A 16,048-nucleotide genomic window follows, 5' to 3' on the forward strand; every position below is an offset into this window, starting at 1 on the left:
CTGCGTACTTTAGTGCGGGCTATTCCTTAATAAAGAGCGCCACTGCCGCCAGTAGCACATTCTTATCCTACGGCGGATCCAATGATCTAAATCCACTGTTAGCTGATAAGCGTTGGCTATTAAGTAGTAGTGTCCCCAGCCGCGTAAATACTGCGTGAGTTTATGAATTTGTAGGGTCATTGAGATCCCCCAGTTGCGGTTAGTGAGCTCTCTTACATTTACTTTAAATTTCTTTAGCGCCTGTTCGTGGATCTGCACTTTAGCGTAGCGGAAGGTAAACCCAAGAAATTTCGAGCCTGATACTGGACTGTAGTGGTACAGACCGACTCGACTTTTCGATTCATTCACTTTGAGTTTTAATCGGTTAGTGATAAACGCAGTAATGTCCCGTTGGATTATTAGCCCTTCGCTTTTCGTTTTTACAAAATTAGGAAGACACCCATCCTAATTGCTACTGAAACCGTAATTATAATAGATAGCCAATAGATCGATGACAACGGTTTATTAAACAATGGTGGTAAGCCCTTATCATCTTGCATGGTATTCATCTCAACTAATAAGCTACTCAAACACCTGTAACGGTAATCCTCCCTAAAAATAATTAAAACAACACCAAACTCTTTTTATATTTTGCGTATAGATACAGTAATCGATTGAAGCAAAATAGGAACTCAGCTATGGTTTGTTTATCAATAAAAACAAATAAAAGAACGAGTTAATCTACAGGCTCGTTAGCACTAAAAGGAATTATCGTTATTAATTGTACATTTAAACTTAATGATCAACCTATGAGCACTCTAAAGTGCGGAGCATCTACATTTGATGCATATTCGGGCTTAGAAGCGCATAGAAATAAAAAGCTATCGATTTGTATATCGAGTAAGGGGCCCATCCCTACAGGAGTGTATTACATTATCGATAGACAATCTGGTGGGCTTCTTGGGCCATTAAGAGACTTATTTTCAGATAAAGCAGATTGGTTCGCTTTATACGCTATAGATAAGAAAATCGATGACTCAACGTTTTGTGAAAAAGTTAAGCGAGGGCAATTCAGAATTCATCCAGAAGGTCCTTTAGGTATTAGTCAAGGTTGCGTCACTTTTAAAACAATGTCGGACTTTAGAACTTTTAGCTCAATTATTAAAAGTTCGGGAAAAACAAAAATTCCAAGTACAAGCATTGAATCATATGGGAAGTTAACAGTTTTATGAAATGTTTTCTGAAAATTATGTTATTCATTTTTTGGTATATAGGTATACCTTCTTTTGTTACTTTTATGTGGTTCAACCTCTCTATTTTTGTCCCCTTATCTGAAGCGCTTTGGTCGTTTTTTAACAAATTGACTGGTGAAATGAACGTGGGATATGCATCAGATTTAGAATTTATCACAATTTACTTTTTGGGGGTTATTGTATCTTTCGCTTTAAAGTATTTAGTGCTAACAAGAGACTATGGCGTCAAATAAACAAGACACTCATCCTAATTATTACAAAAAAATCAACAAAAACGGGGCGGCAAGTACAGTTTATAAATAAGGAATCGCGCAAACGGCTAAGCTGTATCCACAAAATGAAGATTAAAATAGTTAGCCAATGGGTCGATGACAACGGCTTATTAAGCAATGGTGGTAAGCCCTTATCACCTTGCATGGTATTTATCTCAACTAGTAAGCCACTCAAACACCCGTATCCGTTCCAAAACACCAATTAAAACAACACCAAACTCTTTTTTATATTCTGCATAAAATACAGTAATCGATTGAAGCAAAATAGGAACTCAGCTATGGTTTGTTTATCAATAAAAACAAATAAAAAAACGAGTTAATCTACAGGCTCGTTAGGCATTTAAGGGGTAGTGTTTGGAAATCGCACCTAATTTTACTGCAAAGCAATGGAAAGAACTTGATCTTGAAAGTAGTGAAGGCGATTGGCAAAAAGCCATAGATGTTCTTGATTCTAGATTGCGCTCTCGATACTTAGAACCTGTAGATAAATTACTTGAGTTCGAAAATGACTTACTAGCCCCAGAAAAACGGTTTGGTTTTACGGTACTAGCTATAGATTTATTATTAATCGAAACTCTTCAAGCATTCAAAGAAGGGCTACCATCCACAGATGGTAAATCGAAAAAAGTATTTATAAGGTTTCTTAGAACAAGTCCACATTTTTGTGAGTATTTTCAAACAAAACTACAGCGTGAAAATTTTTATAAAGATTTTCGCTGTGGAATTCTGCATCAAGCTGAGATTCAGAGTCCCGCATTATTGTGGTCGTTTGGAGATTTATATGAACGTGTTGACGGAATGGAAGTTTTAAATAGAAATGCGGTTCATAATGCTTTAAAAAATGATTTTTCAGATTATATTGAGCTACTTAGAAATCCTGAATCTACTGAACTTAGAAATAAATTTAGAAACAAAATGGACTCAGTGGCTGACCGTGATACAAATGCCTAATCGGGTAGCCGGAGGTCTCTAACCTCCTGCCCCCACACCACCCATCATGCGGGTCCGCAATGGGCGGTTTATCTCCCGTAATGAATACCGATCCAAATATCTCTCAATGATGATAATTAGGATGACACCCATCCTAATTACTACGAAATATCTAAATTAAACAGGTGATAAGCCCTGTTAATACTGTATTATGCGGAAAATGTAATGTTTAGTGAATAATCTAGAAAAGCAGAGAAACACAATAAATTCATAAAAGCTACCCAAGCCGCAGTAATACCTTATAAAACGCCAATTAAAGCAGCATCAAACTCTTTTTTATATTCTGGGCAAAAATACAATAATCGATTGAACCAAAATAGGAACTCGGCTATGGTTGGTTGACAGACCAATATAAAATTAAAAACGAGTTATACCAATTTACTAATGAAGTTAGCTATTTTGAGGTAAGAACATCTTGTTGATAATGAAGCTAAAATCTCGTTATTCTCTTCAATTTCTCTACATCTCTACAGTTGTAAATAATAAATTAAACGCAATTGTCGTCAGGTTTGAGCACTCAAACTGATTAAGTATTATTACGGATTAGTATTAATGTGAGGCTTGTTTGCCTACCCAAGGATGTGTACATGTATCGAAATATATTCCTATTCTTATCAATGTTTTTATCTTTTTCAGTATTATCTGAAACATCCAGTGACAGTAAAAATATACAAAGAGCTGTTCTTGATTACATAGAGGCTCAGCATAAAGTTGAACCAGAACTAATGAAAAGAGGCTTAGATGCGAAACTAGCTAAAAGAACTTACTGGAAATCTGAAGATGGTTCAGAGTTCATTATGGAAACCGATTTTAAAACAATGGTGTGGGTGGCTGAAAACTACAACAAAGAGGGGAATAAATTTGCTGCCTCACCAAAAGTTGATATATCCATACTGGATATTGATAATCGAGTAGCATCAGTGAAGCTAACGGTCGATGATTGGATTGACTATATGCATTTGTATAAAAATGAAAATAAAGAATGGAAAATAATTAACGTTTTGTGGCAATACCATGATCCAAAAAAACACTCGAGTCAAAAGTAAGCTAATAATTTAATAAACTGGGGTATAGCTAGCTTATCCCGCTGTTAAGTATACATCTTTTCATCACACTTAATGGTGGTGTAAATGTGAGTGAGCAATAATTTGTTAGTCCCTAAATTTAAAATTGAACTTAATGGTATAGCGTTCGAAGATTAATTAGGTGGCTTTTCGTTTTATTTTATTGATTCAAATGCATGCTATGCAATAAGCCTTTACTTAATAATAAGTGCAAACAGCTTTTTAAAATGGAAGTTTCTATGAAAACAGCAGTATTAGCTTTAATGATTATGTTATTAACCGCCTGTAAAACAACAAATATAAATACAGTTTTACATCATGAATCATCAACTCAAGGAATCATTTCTGGCAGTATGGCTTGGCCTATTGATGGCCCAGTGTATAACCCTTTAGTTTTTAAATTACGATCAACAGACACCGGGCAAGAGTATTCACTAGAAGTTCGCCCTTCATTTAATATATTTCATGGAAAAACAGAGGTTCAGTTTTCTTCTAATGGTTATGGTGGGACGACGTATGCGCTCGCCTTACCATCGGGCGAATATGAATTTTATAATTACAGCATGTATGATCTAAACGGGACAACGTGGACTTCTAGAAATGATTATTCAATCCCTTTTAATGTATCCGCTAATCAAACTATCTATCTTGGTGAAATTAAGCTTCATGTTAAGAGCAGCACAGATTTTTTAGGCGGAGACGTATACCATGGCGGGTTCTGGACATTTGCAGATAAGCATAAGCGTGATTTAGCTATCCTATCAAAACACCAACAAAACCTATTTAATGAAAACACCTTAGTAAATATTCCAAAGAATAAACGTAAATTTACTGATTTAGTTTTATTACCTAGTGAAAAAATTAATCATGATGAGAGCGAAAAATGAAAATCAAAAATATTAAACCTCTTGCAATAATTATTGTGTTGTTAACTTCACTGCTTGGTTGTCAATCAACAAAAAGCAATAAAGCAGATATAGAGCATAAACAATATGCTACGTATTTTAGTGAACATAAAAACTATAAAGCTGCTATTGCAAATGATAATAAAAAAGAAGCCTACCGAGCACTCAATGCTATGTTTGAGCTCTCTAAATCAAATACAGATTATTATGCACTGACAGGAAATTTGCTAGCGAGTTCATTTGGTTCAGGTGCATTTAATAAATTAGATGAAAAGGAATTTAAAAAAATCGCCGCAGTGCTAGGGGACGAATTAGACTCGCAACTAAAGTTTAAAATTAAAAGTATTGAAAAATACTATGCTTTTAAAAAATTAGAACCAACAAAGCTACTGGCTTTGCATAATAATACCAATAAATATTGTCAAGCGGATAGCATCGCGATGCGTCTACCTATGACCGATGAAAATGAGGCATTACATTATTTAACTAGTAATGATTGTCTAAGTGATGCGTTAAAAGATGATCCAAATGCTAGAGCATTATACATAGAGCACTTAACCTATATTGACAGTAGGCCAGGTATGAAGCTACGCGCTGATGGATTCAAAATTTATGATACCAGCACTAGTCAGTATTCTGCGTTGTCTCAAAAGCAACAATACGCGTTATTATCTGCCAAAGAACAGGTTTTTGCTCATTCTACTAAAACTAGAGCACCGACTTTCTCGCTTTCTGTAAAAAAAGGAGAGTTAGAAGAACCAGAAGCTATAAACAAAATTGCTGAACTATTACCATTAGCCGAAAAGGACCTAGCCAAAAATTATCAGCAGATTGAAGCATTATTTAATGAAATAGAAGTGATAAGTAAACAGAAATCTAAAACAGTTCCTGCGGTTTTAAATTTATTAGTATCGCTGGCTTTAGAGCAAAGTAACTTAATCGCGTTTGATAGTTATGTAAAAAAGATGAATAGTGCACAGTACTTAACTAAAGAGAATAACAATTATTTTAACCTATTAAGAATTATTATTTTCACTAAGAGTGAAGAGTATGTAAACGGTTTGAGCTATGTTGATACTTTAATATAAGCAAAGCCACGACTATTAGGATGATGGCCAATTAATATATGAGGGGTAACTCCTTAATAACCTCAAAAAAGCGGCTTAAAATTTTTTAAAAACATCAACTAAAACAAGTTAATCTAAAGTATTGTTAGGTGAAACTGATTTATCAAACATTGGAATTATAATGAATAAAGAGCAAGCGCAGGCATATATTGAACAAAATATAAAGGAAGACGATACATTAATTGGTTTTTTTCAAGCGGTTTCGCCTCCAAAAATTTGGATGTTTTTCGTACTTGGTCCTTTAGCCATTCTTAGTATGAGAATGTACTTCTTGGCTGTTACTGAAAGAGGAATATATTTTCATAAGCTGAGCTTACTTGGTAAGTTTGAAGATAGTGATTTTTTTGAATTTGATGAAATTGAGAGTGTTAGAATTGGCAAAGGAATATTGCAAAGACCAATGAAATTTCATTTTAAAAACAGTAGAAAAATAAAAGTAAAAGCTCAGTTAAAAGGCCATAAAAAAATTGCTAAAGTGACAGCCGATGTTCAAAGTTATATTGAAAATAGAATCCCTTTAGCACCATGATATTTTTTCTAATATCTAGTGTAATGTATGTTTTAGGGTTGTTGTTAATTAAACCGTCTCCTAATAGTTTAAAAGCTATACCGTTAACATATATGCAAAACTTCAAACTTATTCGGGCTTCACTGTGCTCAGGTGTTTTTCTATTATTTGTTTTTTTAATCATCTCAAATTACGGATTTCTGGCTGTTGATGAGTATATATATACTTTACTAGCTCTAAATAATGATTCAGAAAAAGCACTTTTATGGCCACTTCAATCAATAACGCATTTAATTATTCATACTGATCCAATGCATCTTTTAGCGAATGTTTGTGGGATAGCCTTAGCCTCGGTTTACGAACGCCGTGTTGGAGCTAAAAGGTTCTTATCTGTTTTAGCTATAGGTGGCATAGCTTCAATCCCATCAATATTTTTTTATTCAGAAACTGTGACGGTATGTGGCATTTCTGGCGGAGTATTTGGCTTAGCTGCGGCATATTTCACTGATGAAGATGAATTAACAATAAAAGAGTGGGGCTCTGCAATATTATTATTTGCCTTTTTGATGTTTATATTTTCAATCGAAGGGGAGTTTACAAGTACCTCCGATGAAACGATAAATACACAAGTTGATCATATCGGGCATATATTTGGAGCAATTGGGGCAATTATTTATTGTAGACTCAAACCTTTGCGCCTAACAGCCGAGGCTGACAACAAGCATTAAAGTTTACTTTTTTATGACAAAAATAACTGTAAATAATGCTGGCATCGATCCTAAATTTTGAATGCAAATAACTCCCTGATTCAAAAGTTGTGAGATCTAGGATGGCTGTCTTTTTTATTTTGGTATATATGTAACAAGCCTATTTTATGTTGTTTATAGCCATTTTAAAAGTTCTGTAGTGAACTAGGTGCACCAGGAAGCCTTGTCTAGCAACATTTGAACCGATACAAATCAACCTTGCGTTAGATAGTGGAATTGTTCTAAATTCCATCAAGAATCTATAAAGTCAAAAACTCTAGTTTGATTAGAAAATACCAAAGCGGCCATTAAATTAATATGATTTCAGATATTAAATTTTTATGATTCTATGGCGGTTCGGGGCACAAAGTGAGATAGGTTATATGCATTAAGCAAACCTCACCATCTAAAATGAAACGCTAAGATGATAATTTTCACAAATTCATGTAAGTTCAGTCTGGAAGTTAACTAAAAAATGATAAATAAATTAGGGCTAATTAGTGTGCTTTTTTGAGTGTACTTAAAACTTACAACACCTATTCAATGCGCTGAGCTTATAATTATTATGTTCCCAATGATTCATCGAACCACAACAGTCGGTACAGTTAGATAAGTTTAAGGCGTAAAAACATAGCAAGCATCACTTAATAATGAACCTATTATATTAAGTGATGCTTTTATTTTGAATAAACTAACTAAGGACAAACACCTGCTTTCGGTGTAGGCGGAACCCCTGTAATACTATTAGGTACGCCATTTGTCACACCAAGAAGATCATCAGGAACAGTTTCTAGATTACAGTTATCACCTTTACAAGCTGCTGAAAAAGTAAAGTGTCTATCCTTCAATATCACCACATTGTAGCCATGAGCCAAAGGATCGAGCCGCCCCAAATTTCCTAGTTCCTTAATACCGCTTGCTTCGTTAGACGTTGAAGCTTTGCTAATAAACCAATCGTGGTTTACTTCTTCCGCGGTAGCGCAGCGACGGGTTACATAGCGTGAACCATCTTGGAGGTTTTCAATATCATTAATACAATATTGTAAATCGGAATTGACCGTCCCCGACTTATGGCTACTCAAAGAAACATCACAAACTGTTAAAACATGTGAGCGCTCACAAATAAATTTAGGGCCGCGACAAATCTGACAACTTACTGGTTTAATTGGATTTAACGAAGGTGTGCTGCTATATGTTACATCGCCAGTAGCGGTATCACCATTGGCGTCTGTAACGGTGAGCGATATTTTCCCTGAAATAGCATTACAAGTGCTAGGTACCGCAGGAAAAGCGACGGTTGGATTGTCTGTAGTACCACCGGTAATTACTAAGCCATTGGCATCGGCACCTAGCCCCCAATTATAATGGTAAGGTGGTAAACCTCCCGAGATGGTTGGGACATGCAGTGAATGATTGCCTGCAATACCTGCCACTGTTAGCCCTGTATTCGCACTAAGATCAACAGTTTTAGGCATCGGCGGAGTAGCAGGTTTAATGTCAATAACAAATGACTTGCTGCCTGATTGGTAATGGTTAGCAGAATCACCTGCTGTCATCGTCGCTGTGTAAGTACCTTTTGAAGCGCCAATTGGGTTGATTTCCAAAGTTGCCGTATTCAATCCAGAAAACACCATGTCCAATGTTGCGGGGGGAGTCGGATTAGGGGTAATCGTCCATGTTGTTGTGGCTGGCGTGACGTCACTACCACTTACGCTATCTGCAAAGGTTGTGTCAATAAAGGTCGGCGGCTCCGAATCATCTGCGATTAGGTTAATACGGTGGGCGCTGTTCGTATTTACTACGATGGTTGGTTCGAAAACAGTCACATTAACTGTGTCAGTTCCCGGTATTCCACCACCTGTTACATCAACTTCAAAGGTCAGCGTTGTGTCCGCAGTTACATCAGGCGCGACGAAACTTGCGCCATTGGTATTGCCATTAATCAGCGTTACCGTAGGAGTGCCTACTGTTTGTGACCATGTGTAGTTAGCCGCATTGCTTGATACAGCGTGTAGCTGAACCGTTGCGCCCGATCTAACACGAATATCGCTACCTGCACTTACCGTTAAGGGGTTAGCAGTAATAGTAACAGTAACAGGTACATGTACTACATTGCCTGCGCCTGTTGCGGTAAAGTCAAAGGTCAGGGTTGTATCTGCGTTAACGGCAGGTGCAACAAAACTCGCATTTAAATATTTTACATCGCCTATTGCAGAAGCGTTAGTAATAGTACCTACAGATAGTCCCGCCGAACTCTGAGTCCATGCTAAATTTTCGACAGTACCCGCGCCTGTAACACTACCAGCTAGATTAACCGTTGCTCCCGCATGAACTGAAACATTGTTTGAATGCGCATCAATATCAGGAACGCCCTGAACAACAACATTTACAGACGCACTTTTAACTTGTCCATTGCTGGTGCCTGTCACGGTAAAACTAAACGTTTCTTTCACGCCTTCCGCTTGTGAAGGTGCAATAAAGGTTGGATTAGCCAGTGTTGCATCAGACAATGAAACGTTTTGACCTGCGGTTTGCTTCCATTGCCATATTGCTCCTGCACCATTTACTCCCTGAGCGCGTAATTGAACGGTACTGCCTTCTGTTACCGAGAAGTCAACGCCTGCATTAACACTAAACGGCGGTTGTTCTACGGTCATTATAATACTACCTGAAGCGGTATTATTAAGACTATCGGTTACCGTAACGCCAAATTGTAAATCAACACTGTGGGTAACATTAGGTGCTGTAAAACTCGGGTTATTGGTGCTAGTAGTGCTAAGGCTAGGAGGGGTAGAGTCTGTCCATGCATAACTAAAAGGACCTTTACCGCTAGAAACATTGGCATGTAAATGGCCGGTGTCTCCAGAAGGGATATTTGCCCCCGCCCCTAAGTCGACTCGCATTTTTAAATCACTAATGTTAATAGTAACTGTCGCTTTAGCGGTTGCAGAGTTAGCACTGTCAGTTGCAATAACTTCTAAAATCAAGATTCTATCTTGGTCAACTGCTGGAATATCAAGACTGGTATTAGCTAGCGCAGGGTTGGCAATATCTCCTGTTACCACACCGGTACCGCCATCACTTACAACGCTCCAAGCATAAGTCGCCGTGCCATTTACATCTGTTGTTGATGCAAGTAAATCAACTGTATTTCCTTCAGATACCGAACGTATAGGCGCTCCTGCAGTGAGTTTGATAGCTGTTTGCACTTGATAGCTTACCGTGTCCGTAATAAGGGTATTGTCATTATCTGTTACGGTGACCTCAAGTACTATCGTACCACTGGTTGTGGGCGCCGTAAAACTTGGCGTTGCCGTATTTGCATCGGTAATTATAATGGTTGTGCCACTGGTTTGAGCCCATGCATAAGTCGGCGTGCCATTAGAGTTTGTTACAGTCGCTCTTGGGGTTACCACTGCGTTAGCAACAACTGTTTCATCATTAGACGCGACAACAGTCAATGGTAATTTCGGTGGTATGTTTAATGGGTCAATATCAAAAGTTACTTGCGCTGTTTTGACTTCAGTGCCATCACCCACTTCAACTTCTAATACTAAATTTTGATGACCACCGGTGATGGTTGGCACTGTAAAGTAAGGATTGCCTGTCGTATCACCAATGATACCCCCAACAATATTTGGCCCACTTATTTGTGTCCACTTGTAAGTGATGGTGCCTGCTGCATTCATGACCGAAACAGTAGGGTTCGCTAGACGACCACCAATCACACTTTCATGCCCCGCCATGCTTAATGTTAATGTGGGTTTACTAGGTGAATTATATGGAACAACTTGATATTGAGACTGAACCGTTTTACTAATGCTTTTACCATTAACGCTATAAGAAATAACAGCTTGCAACTCAACAGGTGTTGTACTGGTAACACTAGGTGCACTCACAACAGGCTGTGAAGTATTGGCACCTGCAATGACTAAATCTGCAGGTGCGGGGTTAGGTTTCACTACTGCCCATACATACGTAAAAGTACCACCAGATGCAGCATTTTCGTGTACATCAACACTGGGTTTAAAGGTCTTGCCTGACTCAATTTGATTGTTCTGATGTGTACTTTGATTAGGACCTGTGGCTAGGTTACTGCCGCTTTGGTTCTGATGCGAATTTACCGTAAATAAAGGTTTAGCTGTGTATCTTACACTTCGCGTGATTTGATTAACGCCGTCGCTCACTGCCAAATTCACGACAATGTTAGTGTCTTTGCTGACTGTTGGCACAACAAATCTTGGTGCTGCGGTAGTTTCATCAATCAAGGTAACTACAGAGCTCGTCCAACGAATGGAATAATTGCCTGTGCCTCCACTAATGTGTGATTGCGGCAGAACAGTGTCGCCTTCAGCAACGTCCGCGCTTGCAGGGTGTAATATAGAAACAGCTAACTTAGGGGCTGCTTTTACAGTGACTACATGCGTAGATGTAACTTGTTGGCCATTCGCATCGGTAACGCTTACTACCCACGTAAAGTCTGTATCGGTTGTGACTGTTGGCGGTGTTACATCAGGGTTTTCAGCTGTAAGGCTTGTAATCGGCGCTGTAGGACCACTTGTTTGAGACCACGCATAAGTAAATGGCGCTGTGCCGCCTTGCACTCTGCCTTTTAAGGAGATAACGCCATGGCCATTATAAACCTCGTGCTGCGCACCTTGCTGTGGGCTAAACGGCTTGCCTAATACGTTAACTACTTGCGTTTGAGAAATACTTTTTCCACTGCCAGATTCTGTAGCTGTTACATTAAAAGTCAACTTCCCTGCGACAGAAGGCGCGACAAAAGTTGCGGTAGGTTTAGAGGTGTCGGTATGAATTATAACAACCGGGGTACCCGTGACTTGTACTTGTGTCCAAGCATAAGTAAATGAGCCGCCACCGCCTGTTTGGCTAACTTGTGCGGTTAAGTGAACTGTATCACCGGAAGTAGCTTGTTTTACTGCATGAGCCGTTTGTTGCCCTGTATTCGGTTGATTAGTAAAGGCAATATCTGGGGGGGTTATCGTGACAAACCACAATGTATCAAAAAGTTCACCCGCATCGTTAGTGGTTTGAGCACTAAAGGCAAACTCTGTATCTTGGTTAACATCTGGTGCGGTAAAAGAAAGTTCGCCATTATTTATAATCGGTCCCACATCAAGGCCTTCGTCTTGTGCCCAAGCAATAGTAGCATTCGACTTTACTACGCTGGTTTCTGTATACAGCGCATTTAAAATGACTTCATGAGACGACTTAACCTTAGTGGGTCCACTAATAGTCAACGCTCCTATTTCAACAGGTTGCACTGAGCTAAGCACAGCAACGGACACTTTTTCGCTCACTATCGCGCCTTTGTAGCTTGCTGTGACTAGCACAATCGGTTCGTCAATACCTGCGACTGCAACAAAGTGAGCGGTATTATCCTTACTAGCCAAACCGATTGACTGTGCAGATTTATCTTCCCACTCATAAGTAACTCCACTACTTACATCTGTTCCGTTAATACTGACCATGGCACTCAAGTCGACTGTATCACCGACATCAACTATAGAAGGAGCCGTGACAGATAACTCTAAATTAGGGGGAGGATTAATCGTTATAGTAGTCGTTTTGCTTACAGAGGAATTTTCAAATAAGGCTGTAACCAATATTTTCGCTTCATCAATACCTGCTAAAGTAACAAAGCTAGCTGTATTATTATTATTACTCGTTAAACCTATGGGTTGTGCAGATTTATCTTCCCATATATAAGTTACACCACTACTTACATCTGTTCCGTTAATACTGACCATGGCACTCAAGTCGACTGTATCACCGACATCAACTATAGAAGGTGCATTAACCGTTAAATTTAAATTAGGAGAGGTGTCTGAAGGAACACTTGCTTTCTCGCAAGCGGTTAACCCCAAAAGTAACAATAAACTTACAAAACGAAATAAAATCATAGAAAAGTCCAAAAATTAATTAAAAGTGTAAGCCAAATAAAAGGCTTAAGTTTGGTAAGTGAATCGTGTCATCGCCATCTTCAATGGCGAAGTAAGATAATTTAACGCCAATGTAGGGTTGAATGGCTGAATGCGGCATAAAGTAAATTTGATTGCCTACCTGAAAACCCGTTGCGCCATCACGCCAATCTTGGCCTTTAATTTCACCCTCAGCCCAAATATATGAAACACCAGCATAAACTGAAGATTCCATGGTAGAAGATTGATGCCATTGGTAATGATAATTTAGCTGTATTGATTCAAAGTTAAGCTTGGTGGTTTCTTGGCAAGATTGGTTACCACAATACGCAAGCACATCAGCACTATATTCACCCGTTTTGCTCCAGCCTAATGCAAGGAACGCATTTTGTGGTAATACTTGATGATGTAATTGAATTGAAAAATCCAACCCCAGTTGAGTGTCAGAGTCAGTATCAAATACTTCACTGGTATTTAACTGGTAGTAGTCTTCTGCATTCAAGTAATTGGCGTGCAGGCCTACTTCAAATTGAAATAAGGGTTTATTTGTGACTATATTTGTTTCAGATGCAAAACTGTTAGTTGAAATAAACAAAGCGGGTATAAATAGGCTAGGCTTTATTATTTTTACATTGCTAAATAATTGAAGCATTTTTAATCCTTTAAGCATAATAAATTATTGATATATCAATTCTCTATTTAAGAAATATAGTTATGACTCGCTTTTATTTCAAACTTTTTAAGCCACAAGCTCTAATTTTTTTAATAGCCTAATTAAATTGATCTAATCTAATGGCATTGGGCACTTTGATAATGGATAATATCCTAGTTACTCTAGGTGTTTATGAATCAAAAACGACAAGACCCTCAGGGTCAAATCCTGAAGGAACCCCACAATTGCTAATGAGCTACAAGCACTCACTGCAATCCTTATTTAATTGCTTGAGTGCTTCTAAAAAAGTTTTCAGTTTGATTTTATAACCAAATTTTTCGAAGTATTGCGTCCCCAAACTAAAGCTAGACAGCACGTTTCTATTCTTTATCGTATTCGCCTGAAAGCTTCTATGCACATTCAATATTTTTGCTGTTAAACCTGCTAGCCAAAGGATAAAATTAGCAATTAATGCAATCAATAATGAAGGGTTCCTCAGGGTCACCCATTAGAAAGTTCCGATCAAGCAGGCAGCTGTGTTTTCTTGATCTTTTTATTCAAAAACCAAGTGTTCTTATTATTTAAACTCAATTTAAATATGACTACGCATCCAGTAATGACGTCGATTGGTGTGAATATGCACCTTGGTTTGAATAAAGAACGCCATATGAATTTAGGCAGTTTAATTAAGCATTATTGATGATTAATTAAGGTCCTTGGCTTTCGCCTCAGTCATCGTTTAGTACCAATGTCAGTCCAGTTTCTGGCTGTGTTTACACACTGCGCGGCGCAAATAAACTAGACACCAAATAAACTCCAAATAAACTACAAATAAACTAGACAAATAAACTAGACACCCACCCTAATTTTTACAAATAAACTAGACACCCACCCTAATTTTTGCAGTTTGGCGAACTAAGTACTAGGCTTTGTTTAGTGCAAAAACAGCAGGGTGTCTTATGGCAATCGCAAGAAAGCGTCAAGTAAGTTTGGTTGATACAAAGTACTACCACTGTATATCACGTTGTGTTCGGCGTGCTTTTTTGTGCGGTGAAGACCATTTTACTGGTCAATCTTACGAGCACCGCAGAGGGTGGGTTGAAGACAAACTGCTAGAGTTAGCCAAGATATTTTGTATTGACGTCTGTGCTTATGCTGTTATGAGCAATCATACGCACTTAGTCCTGTATGTTGATGATAAAAAGGCGAATAGACTGAATGATAAAGCGATTGTTATTCGCTGGCACAAGCTGTGTAAAGGTACTGTCCTTACGCAAAAGTACATACAAGATGAGAAGTTAAGTAAAGCTGAATTCATCTTTTTTAATCAAACAGTAAAGGAGTATCGAGAACGCCTATCAAGTATTAGCTGGTTTATGCGAGTGTTAAATGAAGACATTGCGCGCAGGGCAAATAAAGAAGATAACTGCACTGGGAGGTTTTGGGAGGGACGATTTAGTTCACAAGCATTATTGGATGAAGCTGCACTTGCGGCCTGCATGGCGTATGTAGATTTAAACCCCATCAGAGCCAAAATGGCAAAGACACCAGAAGAATCAGACCATACCAGTGCTCAAGTACGGCTAATATGCGCAAAAGAAGGCAAGCAGCCAAAACAATTACTCCGCTTTGCAGGCATGCCACGTCAAATAATGCCAAAAGGGCTACCGTTTGAGCTTAAATCGTACCTTGAACTTGTTGAACTAACAGGGCGAATAATACGAGAGGATAAACGCGGGTATATTGATAATATAAACCTTCCTTTGCTTGAAAGGCTTACTATATCCCCAGAAAACTGGTTGAAACTCACCACACAATTTACACGCGTATTTCATGGCGCAGTAGGCAGGCCTATCTCACAAGCAAGTTATTGCGAAAATTTAAATCGAAAACGGCGAGCTAATATAAGTAATTGTGAAAAGCTATTGGCATAAACCTTAAATTACTCAGTAGAAAAGTTAAAACTGCATCATGCAGTCATTTTCGTGCGCGTAATTTAGGTTTGAGAGTGATAATGGCTTATTTAAAGGGTGAGATGAAAGTAACCCAATAGTAAAAGATAAATTTTTAGCTGAAAAAGTAAATTTAATAGCACAATTTTATTTGTTTAATTAGAGTGGCTGTCAAGTTTAGGGCTTATAACATTTTGAACTTTATTTAATTAAGGAAATTAATATGAATTCATTGAAGCAAGCAACAGACTTGGAACAAGGCAAACCTTTAAAACTAGGTCACCATAGTGTGCCAAAAGGAGACACTCAAGATAAAGCTAGTGAAAACGCAATTGCTGTGATGGATGATAGCTCGGCATATGTAGTAAAGTTTGTTTTTGTTGAGCATAAAGATAGACAGCATATAAAACCTTTTATTTTTTACAGTAATACTCCTTTTACAGGTTCCAAGTCTGAACCTGGTTTGGGTACGAAATGGGTGGCTTTGCCGGGTGTGAGCCATGAAGATTCGAAGGACGTAGCAACTGAGATTTTAAGGCAACTTAAAGATCTTACTCCTTGGCAAGTCAATTACTGCTCAATTGTTTCTTCTCACAAAAAAGATAAATGCTTCATGAGCATTATCTACCCAAATGATTAAATGCTTACTTATTGACAA

General features: G+C 38.1%; 12 protein-coding genes and 1 pseudogene. 9 read left to right on the plus strand and 4 right to left on the minus strand.

Annotation, left to right across the window (positions count from 1 at the left end):
• Positions 1 to 9: 9 nt before the first annotated feature.
• Entirely contained in the window at positions 10 to 180 is a 171-nt protein-coding gene (locus tag PALI_RS18180; RefSeq protein WP_264299781.1) for a group II intron maturase-specific domain-containing protein, read from the minus strand.
• A 608-nt stretch (positions 181 to 788) separates the two neighbouring features.
• On the opposite strand from PALI_RS18180, the gene PALI_RS18185 reads away from it, so the two are divergent.
• The 7 genes from PALI_RS18185 (at position 789) to PALI_RS18215 (ending at position 6,826) form a co-directional block, all read left to right on the plus strand.
• Positions 789 to 1,211 carry a DUF2778 domain-containing protein gene (locus tag PALI_RS18185; protein ID WP_193157019.1) on the plus strand — a complete coding sequence of 141 codons (423 nt, stop codon included), beginning with the start codon at positions 789 to 791 and terminating at the stop codon, positions 1,209 to 1,211.
• 647 nt (positions 1,212 to 1,858) lie between these two features.
• Positions 1,859 to 2,455 carry a hypothetical protein gene (locus PALI_RS18190; RefSeq protein ID WP_193157021.1) on the plus strand — a complete coding sequence of 199 codons (597 nt, stop codon included), beginning with the start codon at positions 1,859 to 1,861 and terminating at the stop codon, positions 2,453 to 2,455.
• Positions 2,456 to 3,081: 626 nt separating this feature from the next.
• Positions 3,082 to 3,540, plus strand: a complete 459-nt coding sequence (locus PALI_RS18195; RefSeq protein ID WP_193157023.1) for a nuclear transport factor 2 family protein — start codon at positions 3,082 to 3,084, stop codon at positions 3,538 to 3,540.
• Between the two features lie 257 nt (positions 3,541 to 3,797).
• A complete protein-coding gene (locus PALI_RS18200; RefSeq protein WP_193157025.1) occupies positions 3,798 to 4,445 on the plus strand; it encodes a hypothetical protein in 648 nt (215 codons plus the stop codon).
• The gene (locus PALI_RS18205; RefSeq protein ID WP_193157027.1) at positions 4,442 to 5,551 is read left to right on the plus strand and encodes a hypothetical protein; all 1,110 of its coding nucleotides are present in this window, start codon (positions 4,442 to 4,444) and stop codon (positions 5,549 to 5,551) included. The genes PALI_RS18200 and PALI_RS18205 overlap by 4 nt, the downstream gene beginning before the upstream one ends.
• Before the next feature lie 160 nt (positions 5,552 to 5,711).
• Positions 5,712 to 6,119: a PH domain-containing protein gene (locus PALI_RS18210; RefSeq protein ID WP_077535639.1), complete on the plus strand. Its 408-nt coding sequence runs from the start codon at positions 5,712 to 5,714 to the stop codon at positions 6,117 to 6,119.
• Positions 6,116 to 6,826, plus strand: a complete 711-nt coding sequence (locus tag PALI_RS18215; protein WP_077535640.1) for a rhomboid family intramembrane serine protease — start codon at positions 6,116 to 6,118, stop codon at positions 6,824 to 6,826. The genes PALI_RS18210 and PALI_RS18215 overlap by 4 nt, the downstream gene beginning before the upstream one ends.
• 713 nt (positions 6,827 to 7,539) lie before the next feature.
• Here PALI_RS18215 and PALI_RS18220 read toward each other — a convergent pair.
• The 3 genes and pseudogenes from PALI_RS18220 to PALI_RS18230 form a co-directional block, all read right to left on the minus strand.
• The gene (locus PALI_RS18220) at positions 7,540 to 12,768 is read right to left on the minus strand and encodes a PKD domain-containing protein (protein ID WP_193156519.1); all 5,229 of its coding nucleotides are present in this window, start codon (positions 12,766 to 12,768) and stop codon (positions 7,540 to 7,542) included.
• Between the two features lie 19 nt (positions 12,769 to 12,787).
• A complete protein-coding gene (locus PALI_RS18225) occupies positions 12,788 to 13,438 on the minus strand; it encodes a hypothetical protein (protein ID WP_193156520.1) in 651 nt (216 codons plus the stop codon).
• Positions 13,439 to 13,694: 256 nt separating this feature from the next.
• Positions 13,695 to 13,931, minus strand: a pseudogene (locus PALI_RS18230) (IS4-like element ISPtu1 family transposase); the annotation flags it as partial.
• A gap of 466 nt (positions 13,932 to 14,397) precedes the next feature.
• Here PALI_RS18230 and PALI_RS18235 point away from each other — a divergent pair.
• Both PALI_RS18235 and PALI_RS18240 read left to right on the plus strand, forming a co-directional pair.
• Positions 14,398 to 15,372 (plus strand): transposase, encoded by a 975-nt coding sequence (locus PALI_RS18235; RefSeq protein ID WP_193156521.1) that lies wholly within the window; start codon positions 14,398 to 14,400, stop codon positions 15,370 to 15,372.
• 241 nt (positions 15,373 to 15,613) lie between these two features.
• Positions 15,614 to 16,030 (plus strand): hypothetical protein, encoded by a 417-nt coding sequence (locus PALI_RS18240; protein WP_193156522.1) that lies wholly within the window; start codon positions 15,614 to 15,616, stop codon positions 16,028 to 16,030.
• Positions 16,031 to 16,048 lie beyond the last annotated feature (18 nt).

The organism is Pseudoalteromonas aliena SW19, from assembly GCF_014905615.1.
In the GTDB taxonomy this organism is placed as follows: domain Bacteria; phylum Pseudomonadota; class Gammaproteobacteria; order Enterobacterales; family Alteromonadaceae; genus Pseudoalteromonas; species Pseudoalteromonas aliena.

Coding starts and splice junctions, on each gene's coding strand:
- PALI_RS18180 (WP_264299781.1), bottom strand. CDS start 180: ATGACCCTACAAATTCATAAACTCACGCAGTATTTACGCGGCTGGGGA.
- PALI_RS18185 (WP_193157019.1), top strand. CDS start 789: ATGAGCACTCTAAAGTGCGGAGCATCTACATTTGATGCATATTCGGGC.
- PALI_RS18195 (WP_193157023.1), top strand. CDS start 3,082: ATGTATCGAAATATATTCCTATTCTTATCAATGTTTTTATCTTTTTCA.
- PALI_RS18200 (WP_193157025.1), top strand. CDS start 3,798: ATGAAAACAGCAGTATTAGCTTTAATGATTATGTTATTAACCGCCTGT.
- PALI_RS18205 (WP_193157027.1), top strand. CDS start 4,442: ATGAAAATCAAAAATATTAAACCTCTTGCAATAATTATTGTGTTGTTA.
- PALI_RS18210 (WP_077535639.1), top strand. CDS start 5,712: ATGAATAAAGAGCAAGCGCAGGCATATATTGAACAAAATATAAAGGAA.
- PALI_RS18215 (WP_077535640.1), top strand. CDS start 6,116: ATGATATTTTTTCTAATATCTAGTGTAATGTATGTTTTAGGGTTGTTG.
- PALI_RS18220 (WP_193156519.1), bottom strand. CDS start 12,768: ATGATTTTATTTCGTTTTGTAAGTTTATTGTTACTTTTGGGGTTAACC.
- PALI_RS18225 (WP_193156520.1), bottom strand. CDS start 13,438: ATGCTTCAATTATTTAGCAATGTAAAAATAATAAAGCCTAGCCTATTT.
- PALI_RS18235 (WP_193156521.1), top strand. CDS start 14,398: ATGGCAATCGCAAGAAAGCGTCAAGTAAGTTTGGTTGATACAAAGTAC.
- PALI_RS18240 (WP_193156522.1), top strand. CDS start 15,614: ATGAATTCATTGAAGCAAGCAACAGACTTGGAACAAGGCAAACCTTTA.